This is a genomic window from Agromyces sp. NPDC060279, assembly GCF_042726785.1.
GTDB lineage: Bacteria > Actinomycetota > Actinomycetes > Actinomycetales > Microbacteriaceae > Agromyces.
Genome location: NZ_JBHXBK010000001.1, coordinates 964,245 through 989,533 on the forward strand (window position 1 = coordinate 964,245; position 25,289 = coordinate 989,533).

The 25,289-nt window shown below is 71.4% G+C and carries 27 protein-coding genes; 6 read left to right on the forward strand and 21 right to left on the reverse strand.

Features of this window, described 5'->3' with window-relative positions:
• Nucleotides 1–124: 124 nt before the first annotated feature.
• On the reverse strand, nucleotides 125–1,627 hold the full coding sequence (gene guaB, locus ACFWE1_RS04500; RefSeq protein ID WP_376932320.1) for an IMP dehydrogenase: 1,503 nt from the start codon (nucleotides 1,625–1,627) through the stop codon (nucleotides 125–127).
• A 415-nt stretch (nucleotides 1,628–2,042) separates the two neighbouring features.
• Here guaB and ACFWE1_RS04505 point away from each other — a divergent pair, with 415 nt between their 5' ends.
• Genes ACFWE1_RS04505 through ACFWE1_RS04520 form a run of 4 tightly spaced genes read left to right on the forward strand, consistent with a single transcriptional unit; the run spans nucleotide 2,043 to nucleotide 5,915 of the window.
• A complete protein-coding gene (locus tag ACFWE1_RS04505; protein WP_376932321.1) occupies nucleotides 2,043–3,257 on the forward strand; it encodes a branched-chain amino acid ABC transporter permease in 1,215 nt (404 codons plus the stop codon).
• Between the two features lie 13 nt (nucleotides 3,258–3,270).
• Nucleotides 3,271–4,251, forward strand: a complete 981-nt coding sequence (locus ACFWE1_RS04510) for a branched-chain amino acid ABC transporter permease (protein WP_376933063.1) — start codon at nucleotides 3,271–3,273, stop codon at nucleotides 4,249–4,251.
• Nucleotides 4,241–5,155 (forward strand): ABC transporter ATP-binding protein, encoded by a 915-nt coding sequence (locus ACFWE1_RS04515; protein ID WP_376932322.1) that lies wholly within the window; start codon nucleotides 4,241–4,243, stop codon nucleotides 5,153–5,155. Before ACFWE1_RS04510 ends, ACFWE1_RS04515 begins: the two co-directional genes overlap by 11 nt.
• Nucleotides 5,142–5,915, forward strand: coding sequence for an ABC transporter ATP-binding protein (locus ACFWE1_RS04520; protein WP_376932323.1), 774 nt, complete (start codon nucleotides 5,142–5,144; stop codon nucleotides 5,913–5,915). Before ACFWE1_RS04515 ends, ACFWE1_RS04520 begins: the two co-directional genes overlap by 14 nt.
• Nucleotides 5,916–6,072: 157 nt before the next feature.
• On the opposite strand, the gene ACFWE1_RS04525 is transcribed toward ACFWE1_RS04520, so the two are convergent.
• The 3 genes from ACFWE1_RS04525 to groES form a co-directional block, all read right to left on the reverse strand.
• Nucleotides 6,073–7,371, reverse strand: coding sequence for an ABC transporter substrate-binding protein (locus tag ACFWE1_RS04525; protein WP_376932324.1), 1,299 nt, complete (start codon nucleotides 7,369–7,371; stop codon nucleotides 6,073–6,075).
• Between the two features lie 196 nt (nucleotides 7,372–7,567).
• The gene (rarD, locus tag ACFWE1_RS04530) at nucleotides 7,568–8,548 is read right to left on the reverse strand and encodes an EamA family transporter RarD (RefSeq protein ID WP_376932325.1); all 981 of its coding nucleotides are present in this window, start codon (nucleotides 8,546–8,548) and stop codon (nucleotides 7,568–7,570) included.
• A gap of 109 nt (nucleotides 8,549–8,657) precedes the next feature.
• Nucleotides 8,658–8,954 (reverse strand): co-chaperone GroES, encoded by a 297-nt coding sequence (gene groES / locus ACFWE1_RS04535; RefSeq protein ID WP_017203655.1) that lies wholly within the window; start codon nucleotides 8,952–8,954, stop codon nucleotides 8,658–8,660.
• A gap of 248 nt (nucleotides 8,955–9,202) precedes the next feature.
• Here groES and ACFWE1_RS04540 point away from each other — a divergent pair, with 248 nt between their 5' ends.
• Complete coding sequence (locus ACFWE1_RS04540) at nucleotides 9,203–10,393, forward strand: SAM-dependent methyltransferase (protein WP_376932326.1); 1,191 nt, start codon at nucleotides 9,203–9,205, stop codon at nucleotides 10,391–10,393.
• Between the two features lie 16 nt (nucleotides 10,394–10,409).
• Here ACFWE1_RS04540 and ACFWE1_RS04545 read toward each other — a convergent pair whose 3' ends face one another.
• The 10 genes from ACFWE1_RS04545 to glmS all read right to left on the reverse strand — a co-directional run bounded on the left by ACFWE1_RS04545 (nucleotide 10,410) and on the right by glmS (nucleotide 18,479).
• The gene (locus ACFWE1_RS04545; protein WP_376932327.1) at nucleotides 10,410–10,904 is read right to left on the reverse strand and encodes a hypothetical protein; all 495 of its coding nucleotides are present in this window, start codon (nucleotides 10,902–10,904) and stop codon (nucleotides 10,410–10,412) included.
• A gap of 134 nt (nucleotides 10,905–11,038) precedes the next feature.
• On the reverse strand, nucleotides 11,039–11,713 hold the full coding sequence (locus ACFWE1_RS04550) for a hypothetical protein (protein ID WP_376932328.1): 675 nt from the start codon (nucleotides 11,711–11,713) through the stop codon (nucleotides 11,039–11,041).
• A gap of 61 nt (nucleotides 11,714–11,774) precedes the next feature.
• Nucleotides 11,775–12,176, reverse strand: a complete 402-nt coding sequence (locus ACFWE1_RS04555) for a DUF4190 domain-containing protein (protein ID WP_376932329.1) — start codon at nucleotides 12,174–12,176, stop codon at nucleotides 11,775–11,777.
• A gap of 130 nt (nucleotides 12,177–12,306) precedes the next feature.
• Nucleotides 12,307–13,359, reverse strand: coding sequence for a tRNA (adenosine(37)-N6)-threonylcarbamoyltransferase complex transferase subunit TsaD (gene tsaD, locus ACFWE1_RS04560; RefSeq protein ID WP_376932330.1), 1,053 nt, complete (start codon nucleotides 13,357–13,359; stop codon nucleotides 12,307–12,309).
• Entirely contained in the window at nucleotides 13,356–13,889 is a 534-nt protein-coding gene (gene rimI / locus ACFWE1_RS04565) for a ribosomal protein S18-alanine N-acetyltransferase (protein WP_376932331.1), read from the reverse strand. The genes tsaD and rimI overlap by 4 nt, the downstream gene beginning before the upstream one ends.
• Nucleotides 13,886–14,506 carry a tRNA (adenosine(37)-N6)-threonylcarbamoyltransferase complex dimerization subunit type 1 TsaB gene (gene tsaB, locus ACFWE1_RS04570; RefSeq protein WP_376932332.1) on the reverse strand — a complete coding sequence of 207 codons (621 nt, stop codon included), beginning with the start codon at nucleotides 14,504–14,506 and terminating at the stop codon, nucleotides 13,886–13,888. The genes rimI and tsaB overlap by 4 nt, the downstream gene beginning before the upstream one ends.
• A 9-nt stretch (nucleotides 14,507–14,515) precedes the next feature.
• A complete protein-coding gene (gene tsaE, locus ACFWE1_RS04575; RefSeq protein ID WP_376932333.1) occupies nucleotides 14,516–15,088 on the reverse strand; it encodes a tRNA (adenosine(37)-N6)-threonylcarbamoyltransferase complex ATPase subunit type 1 TsaE in 573 nt (190 codons plus the stop codon).
• Nucleotides 15,088–16,215, reverse strand: coding sequence for an alanine racemase (alr, locus tag ACFWE1_RS04580; RefSeq protein ID WP_376932334.1), 1,128 nt, complete (start codon nucleotides 16,213–16,215; stop codon nucleotides 15,088–15,090). The genes tsaE and alr overlap by 1 nt, the downstream gene beginning before the upstream one ends.
• The gene (locus ACFWE1_RS04585) at nucleotides 16,212–16,580 is read right to left on the reverse strand and encodes a holo-ACP synthase (protein WP_376932335.1); all 369 of its coding nucleotides are present in this window, start codon (nucleotides 16,578–16,580) and stop codon (nucleotides 16,212–16,214) included. The genes alr and ACFWE1_RS04585 overlap by 4 nt, the downstream gene beginning before the upstream one ends.
• A 48-nt stretch (nucleotides 16,581–16,628) precedes the next feature.
• Nucleotides 16,629–18,479, reverse strand: coding sequence for a glutamine--fructose-6-phosphate transaminase (isomerizing) (gene glmS, locus ACFWE1_RS04590; RefSeq protein WP_376932336.1), 1,851 nt, complete (start codon nucleotides 18,477–18,479; stop codon nucleotides 16,629–16,631).
• A 79-nt stretch (nucleotides 18,480–18,558) separates the two neighbouring features.
• On the opposite strand from glmS, the gene coaA reads away from it, so the two are divergent.
• On the forward strand, nucleotides 18,559–19,515 hold the full coding sequence (gene coaA / locus ACFWE1_RS04595) for a type I pantothenate kinase (RefSeq protein WP_376932337.1): 957 nt from the start codon (nucleotides 18,559–18,561) through the stop codon (nucleotides 19,513–19,515).
• Between the two features lie 102 nt (nucleotides 19,516–19,617).
• On the opposite strand, the gene glmM is transcribed toward coaA, so the two are convergent.
• The 7 genes from glmM to rpsK all read right to left on the reverse strand — a co-directional run bounded on the left by glmM (nucleotide 19,618) and on the right by rpsK (nucleotide 25,259).
• Nucleotides 19,618–20,979 (reverse strand): phosphoglucosamine mutase, encoded by a 1,362-nt coding sequence (gene glmM, locus ACFWE1_RS04600; protein ID WP_376932338.1) that lies wholly within the window; start codon nucleotides 20,977–20,979, stop codon nucleotides 19,618–19,620.
• 21 nt (nucleotides 20,980–21,000) lie between these two features.
• Entirely contained in the window at nucleotides 21,001–21,486 is a 486-nt protein-coding gene (gene rpsI, locus ACFWE1_RS04605; RefSeq protein WP_189083736.1) for a 30S ribosomal protein S9, read from the reverse strand.
• A gap of 38 nt (nucleotides 21,487–21,524) precedes the next feature.
• A complete protein-coding gene (rplM, locus tag ACFWE1_RS04610; RefSeq protein WP_189083735.1) occupies nucleotides 21,525–21,971 on the reverse strand; it encodes a 50S ribosomal protein L13 in 447 nt (148 codons plus the stop codon).
• Nucleotides 21,972–22,124: 153 nt separating this feature from the next.
• Nucleotides 22,125–23,042: a tRNA pseudouridine synthase A gene (locus ACFWE1_RS04615; protein ID WP_376932339.1), complete on the reverse strand. Its 918-nt coding sequence runs from the start codon at nucleotides 23,040–23,042 to the stop codon at nucleotides 22,125–22,127.
• A 125-nt stretch (nucleotides 23,043–23,167) separates the two neighbouring features.
• Nucleotides 23,168–23,698, reverse strand: a complete 531-nt coding sequence (rplQ, locus tag ACFWE1_RS04620) for a 50S ribosomal protein L17 (protein ID WP_376932340.1) — start codon at nucleotides 23,696–23,698, stop codon at nucleotides 23,168–23,170.
• 45 nt (nucleotides 23,699–23,743) lie between these two features.
• On the reverse strand, nucleotides 23,744–24,730 hold the full coding sequence (locus ACFWE1_RS04625; protein ID WP_189083732.1) for a DNA-directed RNA polymerase subunit alpha: 987 nt from the start codon (nucleotides 24,728–24,730) through the stop codon (nucleotides 23,744–23,746).
• Between the two features lie 130 nt (nucleotides 24,731–24,860).
• The gene (gene rpsK / locus ACFWE1_RS04630) at nucleotides 24,861–25,259 is read right to left on the reverse strand and encodes a 30S ribosomal protein S11 (RefSeq protein WP_022889749.1); all 399 of its coding nucleotides are present in this window, start codon (nucleotides 25,257–25,259) and stop codon (nucleotides 24,861–24,863) included.
• Nucleotides 25,260–25,289: the final 30 nt, after the last annotated feature.

Here is a 25,289-nt window from a genome sequence, read left to right on the forward strand (position 1 = left end):
GGCCCGTGCAGCTGGCGTCGGCGTTCTGCCGCGGCACGCTTCGCGGCGCTGGCGCGCCGCGAGCGCTCCTGCTGCCGCCGTGCTGAGGGAAGCGCGTCGCGGCTTCGCCGCGCCGCGCTGACCCTCAGCGCGTGTAGTTCGGCGCCTCGACGACGATCTGCACGTCGTGCGGGTGCGACTCCTTGAGCCCGGCCGGCGTGATGCGCACGAAGCGGCCCTTGGTCTTCAGCTCCTCGATCGTGCGCGCGCCGACGTAGAACATCGACTGGCGCAGGCCGCCGATGAGCTGATACGCCACGGCGGACAGCGGGCCGCGGTAGGGCACCTGCCCCTCGATGCCCTCGGGGATCAGCTTGTCGTCGCTCGGCACGTCGGCCTGGAAGTAGCGGTCCTTCGAGTAGGAGGTCTTCTTGCCGCGGGTCTGCAGCGCGCCGAGCGAGCCCATGCCGCGGTAGGTCTTGAACTGCTTGCCGTTCTGGAAGACGAGCTCGCCGGGGCTCTCGGCGGTGCCGGCCAGCAGCGAGCCGAGCATGACGGTGTCGGCGCCGGCGACGAGCGCCTTCGCGATGTCGCCCGAGTACTGCAGGCCGCCGTCGGCGATGAGCGGCACGCCGGCCGGCATGGTCGCCTTCGAGGCCTCGTAGACAGCGGTGATCTGCGGCACGCCGACACCGGCGACGACGCGGGTGGTGCAGATGGAGCCCGGCCCCACGCCGACCTTCACGGCGTCGGCGCCGGCCTCGACGAGCGCCTTCGCGCCCTCGTAGGTCGCGACGTTGCCGCCGATGACATCGATGCCGGCGAAGCTCGGGTCGGCCTTCAGCCGGCGGATGATGTCGAGCACGCCGGCGGACTCGCCGTTGGCGGTGTCGACGACGAGCACGTCGACCCCGGCGTCGCGGAGGGCCTCGGCGCGCTCCCAGGCGTCGCCGAAGAAGCCCATGGCCGCGCCGACGCGCAGACGCCCCTCGGCGTCCTTCGTGGCGTTCGGGTACTGCTCGCTCTTGTCGAAGTCCTTGACGGTGATGAGGCCGGTGAGCCGGCCCTCGTCGTCGATGAGCGGCAGCTTCTCGATCTTGTGCTCGGCGAAGATGGCGAGCGCCTCGTCGGGGTTCATGCCGACGTGGCCGGTGATGAGCGGCATCCGCGTCATCACCTCGGAGACCTTCGTGCTCGGCTTCTCGAAGTCGGAGACGAAGCGCATGTCGCGGTTGGTGACGATGCCGACGAGCTTGCCCGCCTCGTCGACGACCGGCAGGCCGCTCACCCGGTAGGTGCCGCAGAGCGCGTCGACGTCGGCGACCGAGGCGTCGGGCGTCGTCGTCACGGGGTTCGTGACCATGCCGGATTCGCTGCGCTTCACCCGGTCGACCATCTCGGCCTGGTCCTGGATGGAGAGGTTGCGATGCAGGATGCCGATGCCGCCCTGGCGCGCCATCGCGATCGCCATGCGGCTCTCGGTGACGGTGTCCATCGCGGCGGAGAGCAGGGGCGTGGCCACGCTGATCCGTCGGGTGAGCCGCGAGGTCGTGTCGGCCTCGCTCGGGATGACGTCGGTGTGCCCGGGCAGGAGCAGCACGTCGTCGTAGGTGAGTCCCGTGAGTCCGAACGGATCGTTCCTGTCCATGTCTGCCCTTCGCTGCCGCCGCTGGTGTCGCCGCCTGGATCGATGCCGTCCGCGCGGGATGCGCGCGAGGCGGTGCATCAATGTTAAGCGACGGCGGGGCCGCCGAATTCCCACCGGCGCTGCGTATTCGGGCCGCGCCCCGCACGAACGTTGCGCCGGACCCGCCGCTCGGATAACAATCGAGGGCCGTTTGTGTCACGGGCGAAACACCTGGGACATAATCGGCACGTACCGTCGACGACGTCGTCGATGGGAAAGGACCGGTCCCGGAGGTCCACAACGACCTCCGGAACCCCTTGGAGGTGCAGTGGAATCCACGCGAACAGTCCGACGGCATTCCCCAGGGAGATGGCTCGTACTCCTCGCAGTCCTATTGTCCGCACTCACTCTGTCCGGCATCGCAGCGTCCCCTGCGATGGCGGAGGATGGGAGTACGGGCACCGGCTCCGAAGAATACGAGTACTTCTTCCTCGGGAATGTGAAGTACGAGGACGAACCGCTTGAAGGTGTCGAGATCACGGTCGAGGGCGGTGGCTTCAAAGCCAGCGCCGAGACGGATGCCGACGGCAAATGGCGCATCGGCGTGCCCGAGAAGGCCAGCTACAAGGTGACCCTCGACGAGGACACCCTGCCGAAGGGCGTCATCGTCGCGGAGGACGAGGAGAACCCGCGCCAGGCGGAGTTCGGGCTCACCAACACGAAGTCGGTGAACTTCTTCCTCGGCGAGGGCACCAGGCAGACGGCCTCGTTCTTCGACCAGCTGCTGAACCGGCTGGCGAACGGCGTGAACTTCGGTCTGCTGCTCGCCCTCGCGGCGATCGGGCTCTCGCTCATCTACGGCACGACGGGGCTCAGCAACTTCGCGCACTCCGAGATGATCACCTTCGGCGCGCTCATGCTGCTGACCTTCTCGAGCGACCTCGGCTTCCCCGTCTGGATCGCGATCATCATCGCGCTGCTGCTGAGCCTCGGCCTCGGCTGGTCCCTCGACGGGGTGATCTGGAAACCGCTGCGAAAACGAGGGGTCGGCGTCATCCAGCTGATGATCGTGAGCATCGGCCTCTCGCTCGCGATGCGGTACACCTACCAGTTCTTCTACGGCGGAGCGACCAGGCAGCTGCCGGGCGCCTCCCCCGCCGACCTCCAGCTCGGGCCGATCTCGCTCTCGTGGATCGACCTCGTCAGCATGGGCGTCAGCATCGTCGTGCTGCTCGGCGTCGCGTTCCTGCTGATGCGCACGCGGATCGGCAAGGCGACTCGCGCGGTCGCCGACAACGCGAGCCTCGCCGCCACGAGCGGCATCGACGTCGACCGGGTGATCCGGATCGTCTGGGTGCTGGGCGCCGGGCTCGCGGGCCTGAGCGGCATCCTCTGGGCCTACTACCGCCCGGGCGTCAGCTGGGACATGGGCTTCCAGATCCTGCTACTCGTGTTCGCAGCGGTCACCCTGGGCGGGCTCGGCACGGCGTTCGGCGCCCTGATCGGCTCGCTCATCGTGGGCATCTTCGTCGAGCTCTCGACGCTCTGGCTGCCCTCCGACATGAAGTTCGTCAGCGCGCTCGTCGTGCTGATTCTGGTGCTCCTCTTCCGGCCGCAGGGCATCCTCGGCCGACGAGAGCGGATCGGGTAGGAGGCCGACGATGATCGATTGGGGAAGCATCTTCTCGAACGCGGCGGTCGAGCTCATCAGCCCGACCACGGCCGCCTACGCCCTCGCGGCGCTCGGCCTCGCGGTGCACTTCGGCTACACGGGCCTGCTGAACTTCGGCCAGGCCGGCTTCATGGCCATCGGCGCCTACGGCTACGCCATCTCGGTGCTCACCTTCGGGTTCCCGGTTTGGGGCGCCGTGCTCGTCGGCATCGGGGCGTCCATCGTGTTCGCCCTCATCCTCGGCATCCCGACCCTGCGGCTCCGGGCCGACTACCTCGCGATCGTCACGATCGCGGCGGCCGAGATCGTCCGCCTCCTGTTCACGACGAACACCTTCGTCGCGGTGACGGGCTCGGCGAACGGCCTCAGCGAGTACAAGGGCGGCTTCCGGGCGCTGAACCCGCTGAGCTTCGAGGGCAAGGCCGGGTTCGGCCCCTGGATGTTCAGCGCGAACGACTGGTGGAACATCATCGTGGGCTGGAGCGTCGTGATCCTCGCGGTGCTCTTCACCTGGCTCCTCATGCGCAGCCCGTGGGGCCGCGTCATCAAGGGCATCCGGGAGGACGAGGACGCCGTGCGCGCCCTCGGCAAGAACGTCTACTCCTACAAGATGCAGAGTCTCATCATCGGCGGCGTCTTCGGCACCCTCGCCGGCATGATCTTCATCATGCCGCGCGCGGTGATCCCCTCCGCCTACGCGACCTCGCTCACCTTCTTCATCTGGGCGATCCTGCTCCTCGGCGGAGCCGCGACGATCCTGGGCCCCGTGCTCGGCTCGATCGTGTTCTGGGTGCTGCTGTCCTTCTTCTCGGGCTTCGTCGCCCGCGCGGTCGAGGCCGGCTGGTTCCCGATCTCCGAGGTGCAGGCGGGGCAGCTCCGGTTCATCCTCGTCGGCGTCGCGATCATGCTCCTCGTGATCTTCAGACCGCAGGGGCTGCTCGGAAACAAGAAGGAGATGTCCTTTGTCAAGTGAGAGCACTCCCACGTCCCGGCCGGTGAAGTCGACCGGCCTCCACCTCGGCGACGCCGAGCCCGGCTGCCGCAAGGTCGACCCGATCCTCGTCGCCGACGGCGTGACGCGCACCTTCGGCGGCCTCACGGCGGTCGACGTCGCCCACGTCGAGATCCCGCGCGGCGCGATCACGGCCCTCATCGGCCCGAACGGCGCCGGCAAGACCACGTTCTTCAACCTGCTGACGGGCTTCGACAAGCCCGACTCGGGCACGTGGCAGTTCGATGGCCGTTCCCTCGCGCACGTGCCCGCCTACCGGGTGGCGCGCATGGGGCTCATCCGCACCTTCCAGCTGACGAAGTCGCTCGGCCTGCTGAGCGTGCTCGACAACATGAAGCTGGGCGCCAAGGACCAGACGGGCGAGCAGCTGTTCCGCTCGCTGCTGCCGTTCCTCTGGCGCAAGCAGGAGCAGGAGATCGAGGCGAAGGCCGTCGATCTGCTGGCCCGGTTCAAGCTCGACGCGAAGCAGCACGACTACGCGGCGAGCCTCTCCGGCGGGCAGCGCAAGCTCCTCGAGATGGCGCGGGCGCTCATGAGCGACCCGACGCTCGTCATGCTCGACGAGCCGATGGCCGGCGTCAACCCGGCCCTCACCCAGTCCCTCCTCGACCACATCCTCGACCTGAAGACGCAGGGCATGACCGTGCTCTTCGTCGAGCACGACATGCACATGGTCCGGCACATCGCCGACTGGGTCGTCGTGATGGCGGAGGGACGCATCGTGGCGGAGGGCGACCCGCACTCCGTCATGCAGGATCAGGCCGTGATCGACGCCTACCTCGGCGCCCACCACGACACGGACCTCGGCGCGGCGCACACGTCGAACGTCGAAGCAGTGAAGGAGCTCATCGATGACGAACAGTGAACCGGCCGGCGCCACGGCCGTGACCGAGGCCCCCGGCGACGTCGTCGTCGAGGTCGCCGAGGTCACCGCGGGCTACCTGCCCGGCGTGAACATCCTGAACGGCTGCTCGCTCGTCGCGAGGCAGGGCGAGCTCATCGGCATCATCGGTCCGAACGGCGCCGGCAAGTCCACGCTGCTGAAGTCCATCTTCGGCCTCGTGAAGGTGCGCAAGGGCGCCGTGCTGCTGAACGGCGAGGACATCACGAACCTGAAGGCGAACAAGCTCGTCGCCAAGGGCGTCGGCTTCGTGCCGCAGACGAACAACGTGTTCCCCTCGCTCACCATCCAGGAGAACCTGGAGATGGGCCTGTACCAGAAGCCCAAGGGGCTGAAGGAGCGGCTCGAGTTCGTGACCGCGATCTTCCCGGAGATCGGCAAGCGGCTCGGGCAGCGCGCCGGCTCCCTCTCCGGCGGCGAGCGGCAGATGGTCGCGATGAGTCGCGCCCTCATGATGGGGCCGCACGTGCTGCTCCTCGACGAGCCGAGCGCGGGCCTGTCCCCCGTGAAGCAGGACGAGGCGTTCCTGCGGGTCAAGGAGATCAACCGGGCCGGCGTCACGACCATCATGGTGGAGCAGAACGCCCGGCGCTGCCTGCAGATCTGCGACCGCGGCTACGTGCTCGACCAGGGCCGCGACGCCTACGAGGGCACCGGCCGCGAGCTGCTGAACGATCCGAAGGTGATCGGGCTCTACCTCGGCACCCTCGGTCAGGACGACTGAGCGGCCGCCTCAGCGCCGCTGAAAGGGCGGGTGGATGCCTCGGCATCCACCCGCCCTTTGGCGTTCCCCCGGCATGACGAAGGCCCGGGCACGACGAAGGCCCGGGCACGACGAAGGCCCCGGCGAGCGGAACGCTCGCCGGGGCCTTCCACCGCGACTAGTTGATGCGGGTCGAGGTGTTGTCGTCCTGGTACTCGTAGATGCCGATCGTGGCACCCGTCGGGTCACCGTTCTCGTCGAAGGTGATGGGGCCTGAGAGACCGTCGTAATCGATCTGCTCGCCCTTCTCGAGCAGGGCGGCGCCCTGCGCGAAGTCGGTCACCTTCTCGCCGTCGCCGGCGGACCCGGAGATCTGACGGAGGTACTCGGCGATCTTCGTGCCGCTCGTGTCGTTCGCGGCGTAGGCCGCGAGCGCGAACAGCACGATGTTGTCGTACGACTCCGCCGCGTAGGTGAAGTCGGTCAGCGACGGGTCGACCTCGAGGAGACGGTCGGTGAAGTCGCCGAGCGTCCCCAGGTCGAGACCCGGGGTGGTCGCCTTGGCGCCCTTGATCAGCCCGGGGGCGAACACGTCGCTGTAGTCGAGCCGGTTTCCGTCGGTCAGGTAGATCTTGTCGCCCGGGAAGCCGCCGCCGACGAGCTCCGGGATGATGATCTTCGCCTGGTCGAAGGAGATGATCGCGATCGCGTCGGGCGACTGCGCCGTCACGTCGGAGATCTGCGTGGTGAAGTTGGTGTCGCCCGTGTTGTACGAGGACTCCGCGACGACCTCACCGCCCGCGCTCTCGAACGCCTTCTTCGTCGTGTCGGCGAAGCCGGTGCCGTAGGCGTCGTTCTGGAAGATGATGCCGAGGGTGCTGTTGCCGTCCTCGGCGATCAGGTTGCCCAGCACCTCGCCCTGCAGCAGGTCGGAGGGCGCCGTGCGCCAGTAGAGGTCGTTGTCGTCGATCGTCGACAGGTCGAGACCCGTGTTCGACGGCGACATGAGCACCACGCCGGCGCTCGTGACCTGCTCGTAGATGTTGCGCGTCTGCGCCGACGCGGCCGCACCCGAGATGGCCGAGACGCCCTGCGAGAGTAGGTCGGTGACCGAGCCCGTGGCGACGTCGATCGAGGTGTCGCCCTCGTCGCGGAGGATGAGCTCGAGCTGGATGCCGAGGTCGGCCTTGTTGATGTCGTCGACCGCGAGCTTCGCTGCCGCGATCTGGGGCGGGCCGAGGACGGCGAGGCTGCCCGACTGGGGCGCGAGCTGACCGACCTTCAGGGTGAGATCGCGCGGGCCCGACTCGATGGGCAGGGCGTCGCCGGTGTCTGCGGGTTCGTCGGTCGGGGCGGTCGTGCTACCGCCGCCGCTCGTGCAGGCGGAGAGAAGGAGGGCGGCGGCGCCGGCGAGGGCGACCCCCGTCCAGATTCCGCGTGCACCGCGCTTGGCCGTAGCCTTCGCGAATACGCTCATGGTGCTCCTTGGGACTAAGGATTCGGACAGAACGATGCGTCAGATGACGCCGTGGTTTTGACAGTATTGCCCGGCCAACGCGGAAACAAGGGATGCCGGTCACAACCGCGTAACACCGCGTTCATCGTGACCGTCGCGCCCTCGGGACCGGTTTCGGCGCAGCATCCGTGCGCCGCGACGCCCATCGACGCTCGGATCAGACGGGCTCGGCGACGACCTTGCGGGTGGCGCGGGCGTTGCGCACGAGGTCGATCGTCAGCACGATGAGGGCGACCCAGACGAGGGCGAAGCCGATCCAGCGCTCGATCGGCATCGGCTCGCGCAGGATGAGCACGCCGACGAGGAACTGGATGAACGGGGCGAAGTACTGGATGAAGCCGAGGTGGATGAGCGGCAGTCGGCGCGAGGCCGCGGCGAACAGCAGCAGCGGCACGGCGGTCACGGCGCCCGCGCAGGCGAGGAGCACCGTGTGCCACGCGCTCACCGTGCCCATGGTGAGTGCGCCGCTCGCGGCGACCCACCAGAGCAGGCCCGCAGCCACCGGGGCGAGCCAGAGGGTCTCAAGGGTGAGCCCGGACACCGCGTCGACGCGATGCCCGACGCGCTTCTTGATGAGGCCGTAGAAGCCGAAGGAGAAGGCGAGCACCAGCGCGATCCACGGGAACTGCCCGTGCCCGACGGCGAGCACGACGACCGCGACGATGCTGATGCCGACCGCGACCCACTGCATGGTGCTGAGCCGTTCGCGCAGCACGAGCACGCCGAGGAAGACCGTCACGATCGGGTTGATGAAGTAGCCGAGCGCGGCCTCGACGACCTGGCCCGACACCGCGGCGTAGACGTAGGTGAGCCAGTTCACGAAGATGAGCACCCCGGCGGCGCCCATGGTGAAGAGCACCCGGCGGTCGCGCAGCAGCGCCCAGAACGGCCGCCAGCCCCGGGTCACCGCGAGCAGCAGCGCGCAGAAGACGAGGGAGAGCAGGATGCGCCAGGCGACGATCTCGACGGGCCCGCTCGGGGCGAGCGCGATGAAGTAGACGGGCAGGAAGCCCCAGAGCACGTAGGCGGACACGGCGTAGCCGAGCCCGGAACGGCTGAGCGGCGAGGGCCCGCCCGACGGGCGGGCGGCGGATGCGGCGCCGGCCGTCTCGGCTGGGCGGTCGGCGGGGCTGTTCACCGGCTCAGCCTACGCCCGGCCGGCGACGTTCGAGGTTGCCGCGAGCCCCGGGAACGCGGAACGGCCCGGATGCACGAGGCATCCGGGCCGTTGCGAACGATGCTGAAGGTCAGCGGACGACGACCGCGAGGACGTCGCGGGCCGAGAGCACGAGGAACTCGTCGGCGCCGAACTTGACCTCGGTGCCGCCGTACTTCGAGTAGAGCACGCGGTCGCCGACGGCGACGTCGAGCGGCACGCGGTTGCCGTTGTCGTCGATGCGGCCGGGGCCGACGGCGACGACCTCGCCCTCCTGCGGCTTCTCCTTGGCGGTGTCGGGGATGACGAGGCCCGACGCAGTGGTCTGCTCAGCCTCGACCTGCTTGATGACGATGCGATCCTCGAGCGGCTTGATGGAAACCGACACGGTTGACCCCTTTTCTAGATGACGACTTGTCTTGGAAGACTGGGTTAGCAGCCTCGGAACGAGAGTGCTAACTGAAGTCTAGGGTGCATCTGGCACTCGTGCAACGTGAGTGCCAGCGTCGGGTTGGGGGCGCGAGTCGCACGACGATCCGCCGCCTCCGGCGCGTCCGCCCGGCGCGCCGCCCGAATCGTCGTGCAGCTCGCTCCTGGAGCGGGTGTGGGGGGAACCGCGGGTGCTAGCGTGGCCGGGTGGATCGCGCCGAACTCGTGGAACTGCTGTCGCCGGAGGGGCTCCGCCTCCTCGATTCGATCGGTGAGTGGGACGCGAAGGCCGACGTCGTGAAGACCGTCGCGGCACTGCGCAAGCAGGGCCACGCCCCCGCCCTCGTGGCGGCCGTGCTGAGTCAGGCCCGGCTGCGCGCGAAGGGGCGGGCGAAGTTCGGCGAGTTCGCCTCGCGCATGCTCTTCACCGAGCCCGGCCTCGAACAGGCGACGCGGCTGAACGTGGCGGCGCTGCACGCCGGCCGCTTCGCCCGCGCGGGCATCTCGCACGTCGCCGACCTCGGCTGCGGCATCGGCGGCGACGCCCTCGCCCTCGCCGCGATCGACCTCGAGGTCACCGCGGCGGACGCCGACGAGGTGACCGCCGCGATCGCCGCGTACAACCTGACCCCGTTCCCGCAGGCCACCGTGCTGCACGCGCGCGCCGAGGAGGTCGCCCTCGGCGGCATCGGTGGCGCGTGGCTCGACCCGGCGCGCCGGGTCACCTCGGGCGGCAGCACGCGACGGCTGGCGGATGCCTCCGACTACTCCCCGCCCCTCGACTTCGCCTTCGGGCTCGCCGACCGGCTCCCCGTGGGCGTGAAGCTCGGGCCCGGCACCGACCGCGGGGTGATCCCGGCGGGCGCCGAGGCGCAGTGGGTCTCGGTCGACGGCGACGTCGTGGAGCTCGCCGTCTGGCTCGGCGCGCTCGCCCGGCCGGGCGTCGGCCGTGCGGCCCTCGTCATCCGGGGCGGCACCGCGCACGAGCTCACCGCCGCGGCCGACAGCCCCGACGAGCCCGTCGGCGAGCTCGGCGGCTACGTCTACGAGCCGGACGGCAGCGTCATCCGGGCCCGGCTGATCGGCGACCTCGCCCGCTCGCTGGACGCGCGGATGCTCTCCGACGGCATCGCCTACCTGAGCGGCGACCGCCTGGTCGAGACGCCGTTCGCCCGCGCGTTCCGGGTGCTGGAACGGCTGCCCGCCGAGGAGCGGCAGCTGCGCCGCGAGCTCGCAAGCCGCGGCGTCGGCACGCTCGAGATCAAGAAGCGCGGGGTCGACGTGGACCCGGCGGCGCTGCGCACCCGGCTGAAGCTCTCGGGTGCGGCCTCGGCGACGATCATCCTGACGCGCGAGGCCGGTCGGCACGTCGCGCTGCTCGTCGAACGCGCCGACTGAGCCGGGCCGCCGGGCCTCAGCGCGGGAGCGCGCCGAAGACGATCGCGTAGTAGCCGATCCACACGGCCGAGAACACGAGCCCGCCGAGGCCGGTGCCGATGCCCGCGAAGGCGAGCGTGCGACCGTGCTCCTCGCGGCGGAGGCCGAGCACGCCGAAGACGATCGCGGCGAGCGAGACGGGCAGCATCCAGCCCACGAAGAGCGAGGCGATGCCGCCGATCGTGCCGGTGATCACCGAGATCCAGCTGTAGACCCGCCGCTGCGCGTCGTCATCGTCGGCGACGTCGACGTGCTCGACCGGTTCGGGCAGGGGCGGCCGATGCACGAGCAGCAGCTGCCCAGTCGAGAGCGAGCGCAGCTGCCCGGTGTCGACGGGCACCTCGTACTCGCGCTGCTCGATCGCGGTCGGCGGCTCGTCGAGCCGGCGCGGCTCCGCCGCCGGTGCGCCAGCCGCGCCTTCGTCGTCGGGGCGGCGCCGGCGCCCGGTCGCGCCGCCGAGGGCCTCGCGCACGGCGGGCTCGCCGCGGAAGGTCGGCTCGGCCGGCTCGTAGGGCGCGAGCGGCCGCGTGGGGTCGAAGCGCTCGGGGGTCCCGTCGTCCGACGGGTCCCCCGAACGATCGTTCGATTCGGACAGGGCGATTCCGATCAGTACGGGTAGCTACTGGTCGACGCGGCGAGCACGATGAAGAAGATCACGATGCCGATGACCCAGAGCAGGCCGATCGCGATGCCCACGAAGCCGGTGATGAGGCCGGTGAGCCAGAAGCCCTTGGCCGCCGGCTCCTTCTTGCGGCCGAGGAAGCCGAGCACGATGGCCGCGATCGAGAAGAGCGCGCCGAAGCCGTAGAACAGGCTGCCCAGCAGGCCGAGGATGCCGCCGATCATCGAGATGATGCTGAGCGTGGGCGTGGGCGCCGCCGGGGCCGGGGCGTACGCGGCGTAGCCGGGCTGCTGGCCGTAGGGCTGCTGCCCGTAGCCGGGCTGCTGCCCGTAGCCGGGCTGCTGCGCGTACTGCTGCTGGCCGTAGGGCTGCTGCTGGCCGTAGGGCTGCTGGCCGTAGGGCTGCTGCGGCTGGCCGTACGCCGGCGGAGCCGGGGCGGCGGCGGGCGGCTGCGGGGCGCCGTACGCCGGAGCCTCGGGCGCCGGGGCCTCGGGCGCACCGTACGACGGCGGCGTCGGAGCCGCCGGGGGCTCGGGCGCGGCGGGCGTCGCAGGCGGCTCGGGCGAGGCCGGCGGCTCGGGCGCCGAGGGCACCTCGGGGGTGCCGGCGGCGCTCGGCTCGGGCTCGGCCGGGGTCTGCGGGGTGTTCTGGTCGCTCATGTGCGTGCCTCTCGTGTCGCGCGCGGAGCGCGGGACGGCTGGGGTCGGGATCTGCGGCGGCTCAGCCGCTGACGCTGACGTTGGACATCGTGGCGGCGGCCGCCACCACGACGATGACGACGATGATGGCGATGACCGAGAGCGCGACGCCGACGTAGCCGATGATGGTGCCGGCGAGCGCCGCGCCGCGGCCCTCCTCGCCTCGCTGCTTGATCTGGCTGAGCGAGATGTGGCCGCAGATGATGCCGACGATGAAGCCGAACCCGGTGAGCAGACCCGCGAGCGAGGCGACCAGCGACACGACCGCGAGGGTGTTCGTCTTGGCCGGCGCCGGGATGCGCGACTCCTGGTCGACGTAGTTGGGAACGATCGGGTCCTCGGGTGGCGTCGCCGAGGTCGCCATGCCGAAGTCGGCCGACGCCGGCGTGAACGCCGGGTCGGAGTTCTGCCTGGGATCGCTCATCGCTGGCCCTCCTCGTGCTCGGCTGCCCGGTCGCGCCGCTTCAGGCGCAGTTCCCCCCGAGGCATCCGGCCTCTGCGCCAAGCCTAGCGCGGGCCATTCCCCGGCGCGAGGGCGCCAGCGCGCCGCCCGGTCAGGCCTGGATCTCGGTGACCGGCAGCGTCGAGTCGGCGCCGAAGCCGAGCGTCGACGGCTCGTGCCCGCCCATGATGAGCTGCGCGCCGAGCGCCGCGATCATCGCGCCGTTGTCGGTGCAGAGCGAGAGCGGCGGGATGCGCAGCTCGATGCCGGCCGCCGCGGCGCGCTCGGCGGCCAGCTCGCGCAGCCGGGCGTTCGCGATGACGCCGCCGCCGAGCAGCAGGCGCGGGACGCCGAGCTCGCGGCACGCGTCGACGGCCTTCGCGGTCAGCACGTCGACGACGGCCTCGCGGAAGCTCGCCGCGACATCGGCGACCGGCACGGGCTCGCCGGCGGCCTCGCGCTGCTCGACCCAGCGGGCGACCGCGGTCTTGAGGCCCGAGAAGCTGAAGTCGTAGCGGTGGCGCTCGAGGTCCTTCGGCTTCGTCAGGCCGCGGGGGAAGCGGATGGCGGCGGGGTCCCCGCCGACCGCGGCGCGATCGATCTCGGGGCCGCCCGGGTAGGGCAGGCCGAGCAGCCGGGCCACCTTGTCGAAGGCCTCGCCGGCCGCGTCGTCGATGGTCTCGCCGAGCAGCTCCACGTCGGAGACGAGGTCGCGCACGAGCAGCAGCGAGGTGTGCCCGCCCGAGACGAGCAGCGCGATCGTGGGCGTCTCGAGCGGGGCCGCCGTGTCGAGCAGATCGGCGCCGACATGCCCGACGAGGTGGTTCACCGCGTAGATCGGCACGCCCAGCGAGACGGCGAGCGCCTTCGCGGCGCCCACGCCGACCATGAGCGCGCCGGCGAGCCCCGGCCCGCTCGTGACCGCGACCGCGTCGAGCTCGTCGAGGGAGACGGATGCCTCGGCGAGCGCCTGCCGGATCGTCGGCTCGAGCGCTTCGAGGTGCGCCCGCGCGGCGACCTCGGGCACGACGCCGCCGTACCTGGCGTGCTCGTCCATCGAGGAGGCGATCGTGTTCGCGAGCAGCTCGGTGCCGCGGACGATGCCGACGCCGGTCTCGTCGCAGCTCGTCTCGATGCCGAGCACGAGCGGGGCGCTGCGGTTCACGACTGGGCCTCCTCGATCGGGTCGGCGGGCCGGGAATCGGCCGGGCGGGTGACGGGCTCGGGCACCTCGAGGCGCATCAGCACCGCGTCGACGCCGTTCCGGTAGTAGCGGGGCCGCACGCCGAGCTCCGTGAAGCCGAGCGAGGTGTAGAGGCCGCGGGCCACGGGGTTGTCGGCGCGGACCTCGAGGAAAACCTGCACCGCGTCGCGGCGACGCGCCTCGGCGATGAGCGCCTGCATGAGCACGCGGCCCAGGCCGGTGCCCCGATGCGCGGGCTCGACGGCGATCGTCTGGATGTCGCCCTGCCCGCTCCCCCGCGGTGCGAGCAGCCCCGCGTAGCCGTACACGGCGTCGGGCGCGGCATCCGCCTCGGCCTCCCCGTCGACGGCGACCAGGTAGAAGCCGTGCTCGCTCGCGAGCTCGCGGCGCATCGCGTCCTCGGGCCAGGCGTCCTCGGTGAAGGTGTCGCGCTCGAGGCGCATGATCGCGCCGAGATCGCTCGGGCGGGCGCGGCGGAGCAGCACGCTCACGGGGTCACCCGCTTGCCGGCCGACGGCGTGACGTCGGGCTCGCGCAGGTAGATCGCCGTGTCGTCGGCGAGGGGCAGGCGGCGGGCCGCGAAGGCCAGCTCGGCGAGCATGCCGATGCCGCCGGCCGGCACCTCGGCCGCGTCGATCCGCACGCCGTCGAAGGCGGGCACCTCGTCGCGCGGCACGAGCACGGGGCCGGCGGTGCGCACCGGCAGGCCGTCGGCGTCGAGCCCGAGGTACTCGGAGACGGCGAGTTCGCGGCGGCGCGCGTCGGTCACGACCTGCAGGGCGGATGCCCCGCCCGCGCCGAGGTGCGCCCAGGCGACGGCGTCGTGGCTCGGCACGGGAACCAGCGGGCGGCCGATGCCGATCGCGAAGGCGCGTGCGGCGGCGATGCCGACCCGGAGGCCCGTGTACGGGCCGGGCCCCATGCCGACCGCGACGCCGGAGAGCTGCGCGGGGGCGACGCCCGCGGCCGCGAGCGTCTCGGCGATGAGCTCGCCGATGACCTCGGCGTGCCGCATCGCATCGGCGGTGCCGCGCTGGTCGAGCACGCCGCCGTCGCGATCGACCACGGCGACGCTCGTGCCGGCCGAGGTGTCGATGGCGAGGAGCATGCCTCCAGCCTATTCGCCCCGTCCCTCGCGCAACTCAGGAGCGGCCCGATCGGCATCCGCGGAATCCGGGCCCGGGTGCGCCAACTCCTCGCGCGTATCCGCCGGATGTTCCTGAATTCGTTCGAGGAGGGGGCCGCGCAGGGTGAGCGTGCGGGGCTCGTCGGCCTCGAGGTCGAGCTCGGCCGACGGCTCGGCGTCGGCGCCGGTGCGCCGTTCGATGACGACCTCGAGCCAGGCCGGGTGCGACTCGTCGACGAGGCCGGCGGCCCACTCCGCCACGACGACGGAGCCGTCGAAGTCGAGGTCGAGGTCGTCGAGCTCGAGTGCGTCGCTCAGCCGGTACGCGTCGACGTGCACGAGCGGCGCGCCGCCGACGAGGCTCGGGTGGGTGCGGGCGAGCACGAAGGTCGGGCTCTGCACGGGACCGCGGATGCCGAGGCCCTCGCCGATCCCCCGGGTGAGCGTCGTCTTGCCGGCCCCGAGCGGGCCGGTGAGCAGCACGAGGTCGCCCGCGCGCAGCACGGCGCCGAGCCGGCGGCCGAAGGCCTCCATCTGCTCGGTGTCGGCGATCTCGAGCCGCATCACGCGCCGCCGAGGTAGCCGCGCGGGACGCGCGGGCCGATCCGGGTGACGATCTCGTAGCCGATCGTGTCGGCGGCGACGCCCCAGTCGTCGGCCGAGGGGGCACCGGTCGCCGGGTCGCCGAAGAGCACGACCTCGTCGCCGACCTCGACCGCGTCGTCGCCGACGTCGACGAGGAACTGGTCCATCGCGATCCGGCCCACGACGGGGCGGCGGGCGCCCGCCAGCAGCACCTCGCCGCGGCCGGAGGCCTGCCGGGGGATGCCGTCGGCGTAGCCGAGCGGGACGAGCGCGAGCGTGGTCGGGCGTTCCGCGCGCCAGGTGTGCCCGTAGGAGACCCCGTCGCCCGCGGCGATTCGCCGCACCGCGGCGACCCGGCCGCGGAGGGTCATCACCGGCACGAGGCCCAGCTCGGCCGAGCTCGTGCCGTCGGCGAAGGGCGGGATGCCGTAGCAGGCGATGCCGAGCCGGACGAGGTCGTAGCGGGCCTCCGGGCGGGTGAGCGCCCCGGCGGTCGAGGCGATGTGCCGGAGCTCGGGCCGCAGGCCCGCCTCGCCGGCCACGGCGAGCGCGCGCTCGAAGGCGGCGAGCTGGGCGGCGTCGGCCTCGGCGGAGGTGTTCGCGAGGTGGCTGAAGACGCCGCGGATGCGGACGAGGCCCGCCCGTTCGAGCGCGGCGGCCGCGGCGACGGCGCCGGCCCACTCGTCGGGCTGCACGCCGTTGCGGCTGAGGCCCGTGTCGATCTTCAGGTGCACCGCCGCGGGGCGGCCGGCCGCGCGCGCGGCGTCCGCGGCCCGGTGCAGCTGCGCCTCGGCGGAGAGCCCGAGGTCGATGCCGGCCGTGATCGCGGGGCCGAAATCGGCGCCCGGGTCGTGCAGCCAGGCGAGGATGGGCGCGTCGATGCCGGCGGCGCGCAGCTCGAAGGCCTCGCCGAGGTCGGCGGTGCCCAGCCAGGCGGCTCCGCCGGCGAGCGCTGCGCGGGCGACGGGCACCGCGCCGTGGCCGTAGGCGTCGGCCTTCACGACCGCCATCACCGCCGTGCCGCCGAGCCGCTCGGCGAGCGTGCGCACGTTCGCGGTCACGGCGTCGAGGTCGATGAGCGCCTCGCGGAAGGGTCGCTCCGTCATCCGCCCGCTCCCCCGCTCCGTTCGAGCACCACGAAGGCGCTCGCGATGCCCGCGTCGTGGCTCATCGAGAGGTGCAGCGTGTCGATGCCGAGGGCGTCGAGGTGCGCGGCGAGCCCGCCGGTGACCTCGAAGCCCGGGTTGCCGTCGGCATCCTGCACGACCCGCATCTCCTGCCAGCGCAGGACCGCGTGCCCGCCGAGGGCCTTGATGAGCGCCTCCTTCGCCGCGAAGCGCGCGGCGAGCGAGCGCGGCGAGCGGCCACGTTCGCTCTCGGCGAACAGGCGTTCGACGAGGGCCGGGGTGCGACGGATCGACCGCTCGAAGCGGTCGAGATCGACCACGTCGATGCCGATGCCCGCGATCATTCGCGTGCTCCGTCGCTCACACAGCCCCCGTCGTTCATGCGCTCCCGGTCACTCCACCGTCACGGACTTCGCGAGGTTCCGCGGCTGGTCCACGTCGAGGCCCTTGGCCTGCGCGAGCTCCATCGCGAACACCTGCAGCGGCACGACCGCGAGCAGCGGCTCGAAGAGCGGCGCGGCGAGCGGGATGCGGATGACCTCGTCGGCGAAGGGCAGCACGGCCGCGTCGCCGGCCTCGGCGATCGCGATGACGCGGGCGCCGCGAGCGCGGATCTCCTGGATGTTCGAGACGACCTTCGGGTGCAGGCTGTTCGGGTGGCGCGGGCTCGGCACCACGACGAACACCGGCTGACCGGGCTCGATCAGGGCGATCGGCCCGTGCTTCAGCTCGCCGGCGGCGAAGCCCTCGGCGTGGATGTACGCGAGCTCCTTGAGCTTCAGCGCGCCCTCGAGGGCGATCGGGTAGCCGACGTGGCGGCCGAGGAAGAGCACCGAGCGCGTGTCGGCCATCCAGTGCGCGAGCTGCGCGACCTTCTCGGACTCCTCGAGCACCGAGGCGAGCTTCTCGGGCACCGCCTGCAGCTCGTGCAGCTGCACGGCGAGCTCGCCGGCGGTCAGGGTGCCGCGCACGCGCGCGAGGTGCAGGCCGAAGAGGTACAGCGCGGTGATCTGCGCGACGAACGCCTTCGTCGACGCCACGGCGACCTCGGGCCCCGCGTGCGTGTAGACGACCGCGTCGGACTCGCGCGGGATGGTCGCGCCCTGGGTGTTGCAGACCGAGACCGTCTTCGCACCCATCTCGCGGGCGTACTTCACGGCCATCAGCGTGTCCATCGTCTCGCCGGACTGGCTGATCGAGAGGACGAGGGTGTCCTGCTCGATGACCGGCTCGCGGTAGCGGAACTCGTGGCTCAGCTCGACCTCGACGGGCACCCGCGCCCACTGCTCGATCGCGTACTTCGCGACAAGGCCCGCGTAGGAGGCCGTGCCGCAGGCGACGATCGTGATGCGGCGGACGGCCCGCAGCTCCTCGTCGCCGAGCGCCTCGAGCTCGGGGATGACGACCTGCTCGTCGGCGATACGGCCGCGCACGGTGTTCGCGACGGCGTCGGGCTGCTCGGCCACCTCCTTGCGCATGAACGAGGACCAGCCGCCCTTCTCGGCGGCGGACGCGTCCCAGGCGACCTCGAAGGGTTCGACCTCGACCGGTGCACCCTCGAAGTCGGTGACGCGCACCTCGTCGGCGGTGAGCTCGACGATCTGGTCCTGGCCGATCGCGACGGCGCGCTTCGTGAACTCCACGAAGGCGGCGACGTCGGAGCCGAGGAAGTTCTCGCCCTCGCCGAGACCCAGCACGAGCGGCGAGTTGCGGCGCGCGCCGACGACGAGCCCAGGCTCGTCGCGGTGCACGGCGAGGAGCGTGAACGCGCCCTCGAGCCGCTGCACGGTCGCGCGGAACGCGGCGCGCAGGTCGCCGGTGCGGCGCACCTCGCGGCCGAGCAGCACCGCCGCGACCTCGGTGTCGGTCTCGGAGGCGAAGCTGAAGCCCTCGTCGAGCAGTTCCTGCTTCAGCTCGGAGAAGTTCTCGATGATGCCGTTGTGGATGAGCGCGAGCCGGCCCTCGTCGGCGAGGTGCGGGTGCGCGTTCGCGTCGGTGGGGCCGCCGTGCGTGGCCCAGCGGGTGTGCCCGATGCCGGTGCCGCCCGCTTCGAGGGGCTGCTGCTCCAGGGCGTCGGCGAGGACCTTCAGCTTGCCGGCGCGCTTCGCCGTGGCGAGCTCGCCCTCGGCGCCGATGATGGCCACCCCGGCCGAGTCGTAGCCACGGTATTCCAGGCGGCGCAGGCCACCCATGAGGACGTCGACGCTCGAACGGGCGCCCACGTATCCGACGATTCCACACATGCGCACGATCCTAGCGGCGAGATCCTGGACGAGCGCCGCACGGTCGGGCGCCGACCGCGCCCCTCACTAGACTGTGCGGGTGCCGGACCAGCATCACGCCGCGTCGAACGCCCCGCAGCTGTCGCCGTTCATCGAGCTCGACCGCTCCGACTGGGCTGCGCTCGCGCCGTCGATGCCCTCACCGCTCCAGGAGACCGAGCTCGTGCAACTGCGCGGGCTCGGCGAGCCGCTCGACCCCCGCGAGGTCGCCGAGGTGTACCTGCCGCTGTCGCGACTGCTGAACCTCTACGTCGGCGGCACGAAGGCGCTGCACAAGGTGACGAGCGAGTTCCTCCGCGAGCAGTTCGCCCCGACTCCGTTCGTCATCGGCGTGGCCGGCTCGGTCGCGGTCGGCAAGTCGACGATCGCGCGTCTGCTCCGCGAGCTCCTCGCCCGCTGGGAGCACACGCCCCGGGTCGAGCTCGTGACCACCGACGGCTTCCTCTTCCCGAACGCGGAGCTCGAACGGCGCGGGCTGATGGCGCGGAAGGGCTTCCCGGAGTCGTACGACCGGCGCGCCCTGCTGCGCTTCGTGAGCGAGGTGAAGGCCGGCGCCGCCGAAGTGCGCGCCCCGTTCTACTCGCACCTCGCCTACGACATCGTGCCCGACGCGCAGATCACCGTGCGGCGGCCCGACGTGCTCATCGTCGAGGGTTTGAACGTGCTGCAGCCGCCCGGGCCCGGCCATCGCCTCGCCGTGAGCGACCTCTTCGACTTCACGATCTACGTCGACGCGCGCACGAGCGACATCGCCCGCTGGTACGAGGAGCGCTTCCTCAAGCTGCAACGGGGCGCCTTCGCGAACCCGCGATCGTACTTCCACCGCTACGCCGCCCTCTCCGAGGAGGAGGCACGTCAGCGCGCCCGGGAGATCTGGCACGCGATCAACGAGCCGAACCTGCTGCAGAACGTGCGCCCGACCCGCTCCCGGGCCTCGCTCGTGCTGCGCAAGAGCGCCGACCACACCGTGTCGAGCGTCCTGCTGCGCAAGCTCTGAGCGCGGCCCGCACGTCGGAACGCCGAATCGCCCGCCCACTCGGGGAACGGGCGATTCGCGATGCCGGCTCCGGATGCCTCGTCGGCACCCGCACGGTGCGGATCAGCGCGCGAGCTCGACGCTCACGACCTCGGCGAGCGCGGCCGCGTGCCGGTCGGCCTCGGCCTGCTCGGCCGCCTCGACCATGACGCGCACCATGGGCTCGGTGCCGCTCGGGCGCAGCAGCACGCGACCGGAGTCGCCGAGCTCGGCCTCGGCGGCGGCGACCGCCGCGGCGATGCCGGCGCTGTCGTGCAGCGCGTGGTGGTCGACGTCGCGGACGTTCACGAGCACCTGCGGGTACACGCGCATCACCGAGGCGAGCTCCGCGAGCGACTTGCCCGTGCGCGCGACCTCGGCCGCGAGGTGCAGGCCGGTGAGCACGCCGTCGCCGGTGGTCGCGAACTCACTCATGATCACGTGCCCCGACTGCTCGCCGCCGAGGGCGTAGCCGCCGGCCGTGAGCTCCTCGAGGACGTAGCGGTCGCCGACCTTGGTCTCGACGATGCGGATGCCGTGCTCGGCCATCGCGCGCTTCAGGCCCAGGTTCGACATGACGGTCACGACGAGGGTGTCGTCGACGAGCTTGCCGCGCTCCTTCATCGACACCGCGAGGATCGCCATGATGCGGTCGCCGTCGACGATGTTGCCCTCGGCGTCGACGGCGAGGCAGCGGTCGGCGTCGCCGTCGTGCGCGATGCCGAGGTCGGCGCCGTGCTCGACGACGGCGGCCTGCAGGGGCCCGAGGTGCGTCGAGCCGACGCCGTCGTTGATGTTGATGCCGTCGGGGTCGGCGCCGATGACGATCACCTCGGCGCCCGCGTCGCGGAACGTCTCCGGGGAGACGCCGGCGGCGGCGCCGTGGGCGCAGTCGAGCACGACCTTGAGCCCGTCGAGGCGGTGCGGCAGCGTGCCGAGCAGGTGCACGACGTAGCGGTCCTCAGCGTCGGCGAAACGGCGGATGCGGCCGACGCCGTCACCGACGGGGGCGAGCTTCTGCTTGCCGAGATAGCCCTCGATGCGGTCCTCGACCTCGTCGGGGAGCTTCGTGCCGCCGAACGAGAAGAACTTGATGCCGTTGTCGGGGGCCGGGTTGTGCGACGCGGAGATCATCACGCCGAAGTCGGCGTCGATCGAGTCGATAAGGAACGCGGTCGCCGGGGTCGGGATCACGCCCGCGTCGAGGACGTCGACCCCGCTCGAGGCGAGGCCCGCCGCGACGGCGGCGGTGAGGAATTCACCCGAGACGCGAGGGTCGCGTGCGACGACGGCAACGGGACGTCGCCCGGCCGCGCGGTTCTCCTCCGCGTGGCGTCCCTGGGTGAGGACGGCAGCAGCCGCCTGAGCGAGGCCCAGGGCCAGGTCAGCCGTGAGTTCACGGTTGGCCAGGCCCCGGACCCCGTCGGTTCCGAATAGCCGAGGCATGCGGAAAGTCCGGCGAAGCGATTAACGCTTCGAGAACTGCGGAGCCTTGCGCGCCTTCTTGAGACCGGCCTTCTTGCGCTCGATGACGCGGGCGTCGCGCGTGAGGAAGCCGGCCTTCTTCAGGGTCGGGCGGTTGTTCTCGCGGTCGATCTCGTTGAGCGCGCGAGCGATCGCGAGACGCAGCGCGCCGGCCTGGCCCGAGGGGCCGCCGCCGGTGATGCGGGCGATCACGTCGTACGAGCCGTTGAGCTCGAGCACGGTGAAGGGGTCGGTGATGAGCTGCTGGTGGAGCTTGTTCGGGAAGTAGTCCGCGAACTCGCGGCCGTTCACCTTGATGCCGCCGGCACCCGGGACGACGCGCACGCGCGCGATGGCCTGCTTGCGGCGACCGACGGCCGCGCCCGAGACGTTCAGCACGGGGCGGGCGGCGGCGGGGGCCTCAGCCGCGGCGCTCTCGGTCGTGTAGCTCTCGGGAGCCTGGTCGATCTGGTCTGCGATCTTCGCCATGGTGGTAATGAGTCCTTTTCGAGAAGTCGAGGGGGCGCTTACTGCGCGACCTGGGTGAGGGTGTACGGCTTCGGCTGCTGAGCCGCGTGCGGGTGCTCCGGGCCGGCGTAGACCTTCAGCTTCTTGAGCTGGGCCCGACCGAGCGAGTTCTTCGGGAGCATGCCGCGGATCGCCTTCTCGACGGCGCGGACGGGGTTCTTCTCGAGGAGTTCGGCGTACCCGACGGCCTTGAGGCCGCCCGGGTAGCCCGAGTGGCGGTAGGCCTTCTTCTGCTCGAGCTTCTGGCCGGTGAGGGCCACCTTCTCGGCGTTGATGATGATGACGAAGTCGCCGGTGTCGACGTGGTTGGCGAAGATCGCCTTGTGCTTGCCGCGGAGCAGGGCGGCGGAGTGGCTGGCGAGGCGGCCGAGCACGATGTCGGCGGCGTCGATGACGAGCCAGTCGCGCTGGATCTCGCTCTGCTTCGGGGTGTACGTACGCGTCACGGGAGTGCTGCTTTCTGTATCGAGTGAGAGGTTCGTGAATCCCGCTCCGGTGGGGTGTTCGTGCGCGATGCGCGTGAACGCCCCGGTGGAGGGCTCAGCTTCGGATACCCGGGGTCGACCCGAAGGCCAGCGCCGTGGCACCAAAGGGAGAGTTTAGCCGACGACCCCGTCGACCCGCAATTCGCGGCGGGCCCGGGTCTGCTCGGCTCGCGCCGCGAGCTCCTCGTCGGGCGGGTAGCCGACCTCGGTGAGCACGAGCCCCTTCGCCGGCATCACCTTGAACGCGCTCGTGCGCTCGGCCGCGGCGAGGAGCGCCGCGGGATCCGCCGCATCGAGCCGCCCCTCCCCCACGGCCGCGCTCGAGCCGACCAGCGCGCGCACCATCGAGTGGCAGAACGCATCGGCCTGCAGCCGCGCCACGAGCACGCCGTCCGCGTCGCGCGCCCAGCCGAAGGCCTGCAGCGTGCGGATCGTCGTCGCCTCGGGCCGGGGCTTGCAGAAGGCGGCGAAGTCGTGCAGCCCCACGAGCGAGCGCGCCGAGGCATCCATCGCCGCCGCGTCGAGCGTGCGCGGCAGCCAGACCGTGCGGTTGCGCGCGAGCGGGTCCTTCAGCGCGGCGCCGTCGGCGATGCGGTACTCGTAGCGGCGCCACACCGCGGAGAAGCGCGCGTCGAACCCCGCCGGCGCGATGGCCGCGGAGCGCACCACGACGTCCGCCTCGGCCGCGCCCAGGATGCCGGTGAGCCGGCGCAGCAGCACGGCGGCCGGATCCGGGGCATCCGCGGAGTCGGCGTCGCCGCGGCGCGGCTTCGTGACCGCAGCGAGGGCCTCGGGCTCGACGTCGAAGTGGGCGACCTGCCCGAGGGCGTGCACGCCGGCGTCGGTGCGGCCGGCCACGGTCAGCCGCGGCGCGGTGCCGGTGCGGCGGAAGAGGGTGCCGAGAGCCTGCTCGACGACGCCCTGCACGGTGCGCAGTCCCGGCTGCGTGCTCCAGCCGGCGAAGCCGCCGCCGTCGTAGGCGATGCCGAGGCGCAGCCGCACGAGCTCCGTCCGATCCCGCGTGCTCGCCATGTCCTCCAGCTTAGGGCGACCACGCATCCTGCCCCGCCGACGGGCGAGCAGCCGCGCGAGCCGCCTCAGACGACGACGGGCCCCGATGCGCGATGCATCGGGGCCCGTCGAACGGGGTGCTGAGGTTACTTGGCCTCGGCCTCAGCGGTCTCCGCCTGCTCCTCGGCCGGAGCCTCGGTCTCGGCGGTCTCCTCGGCGGGAGCCTCGGTCTCGGCGGCGGCCTCCTCGGCCGGCTCCTCGACCGGGGCGGCCGGGGCCGTCTCGGCGGCGGGCTTCGCCGCGCGCTGCTTCTTCACGACCGGCTCGAGCACGAGCTCGATGACCGCCATGGGCGCGTTGTCGCCCTTGCGGTTGCCGATCTTCGTGATGCGGGTGTAGCCGCCCTCACGGTCGGCGACCTGCGGCGCGATGACCGCGAACAGCTCGTGGACGACCGACTTGTCGCCGATGACGGCGAGCACGCGACGACGGGCGTGCAGGTCGCCCCGCTTCGCGAAGGTGATCAGGCGCTCGGCGAGCGGACGCAGGCGCTTGGCCTTGGTCTCGGTCGTCGTGATCGACTTGTGCGTGAACAGCGCGGCGGCGAGGTTCGCGAGCAGCAGCCGCTCGTGCGCGGGGCCGCCTCCGAGGCGGGGGCCCTTGGTGGGCTTCGGCATGATTCGTTGTCTCCAGTACTTGGGGGGTTAGGGCGGCGCTACCGCTTAGTTCTCGTCGTCGAAGCCCGTGTAGAAGTGGGCGCCGTCGAAGCCGGGAACCGAGTCCTTGAGGGCCAGCCCCATCTCCGTGAGCTTGTCCTTGACCTCGTCGACCGACTTCTGGCCGAAGTTGCGGATGTTCATGAGCTGCGACTCCGACAGGGCGACGAGCTCGGACACCGTGTTGATGCCCTCGCGCTTCAGGCAGTTGTAGCTGCGCACCGAGAGGTCGAGGTCCTCGATCGGGATCGAGAGCTCGCTCGAGAGCACGGCATCGACCGGCGCGGGGCCGATCTCGATGCCCTCGGCCGCGGTGTTCAGCTCGCGGGCGAGACCGAACAGCTCGACCAGCGTGCGGCCGGCCGAGGCGATCGCGTCGCGCGGCGAGATGGCCGGCTTCGACTCGACGTCGACCACGAGGCGGTCGAAGTCGGTGCGCTCGCCGGCACGGGTGGCCTCGACGCGGTAGGTGACCTTCAGCACCGGCGAGTAGATCGAGTCGATCGGGATCTGGCCCGCCTCGCTGTACTCGTTGCGGTTCTGCTGGGCCGACACGTAGCCGCGGCCGCGCTCGATGGTGAGCTCGAGCTCGAACTTCGCCGAGTCGTTCAGGGTCGCGATGACGAGCTCGGGGTTGTGCACCTCGACACCGGCCGGGGCCGAGATGTCGGCGGCGGTGACCTCACCGGCGCCCTGCTTGCGCAGGTAGGCGGTGATGGGCTCGTCGTGCTCGCTGGAGACGACCAGGTTCTTGATGTTGAGGATGATCTCGGTGACATCCTCCTTGACGCCGGGCACGGTCGAGAACTCGTGCAGCACGCCGTCGATGCGGATGCTCGTGACGGCCGCCCCCGGGATCGAGGAGAGGAGGGTGCGACGGAGCGAGTTGCCCAGGGTGTAACCGAAGCCCGGCTCGAGGGGCTCGATCACGAACCGCGAACGGAACTCCGAGATGTTCTCTTCGGTGAGCGTCGGGCGCTGTGCGATCAGCACTGTGGATTCCTTTCGGCAGGGTGTCCGCTATATGACACCGAGCAGTTCTTGAAGGATCTTGAGTTGTGAGAGAACGGCCCGCACCCCGGGCGACGCCACGGGGGCGCCGCCCGGGGGCGGGGACGGAGGGTCAGACGCGACGGCGCTTCGGCGGGCGGCAGCCGTTGTGCGCCTGGGGCGTCACGTCGTTGATGCTGCCGACCTCGAGGCCCGCGGCCTGGAGCGAGCGGATGGCGGTCTCACGACCCGAGCCCGGGCCCTTGACGAAGACGTCGACCTTCTTCATGCCGTGCTCCTGCGCCTGGCGGGCGGCCGACTCGGCGGCCAGCTGCGCGGCGAACGGGGTCGACTTGCGCGAGCCCTTGAAGCCGACGCCACCGGAGGAGGCCCAGCTGATCACGGCACCGTTGGTGTCGGTGATCGAGACGATCGTGTTGTTGAACGTCGACTTGATGTGGGCCTGGCCCACGGCGATGTTCTTCTTTTCCTTCTTGCGCGGCTTGCGAGTAGCCGCCTTGGGTGCTGCCATGTTCGAAATCTCCTAGATCTGGCGACAAGC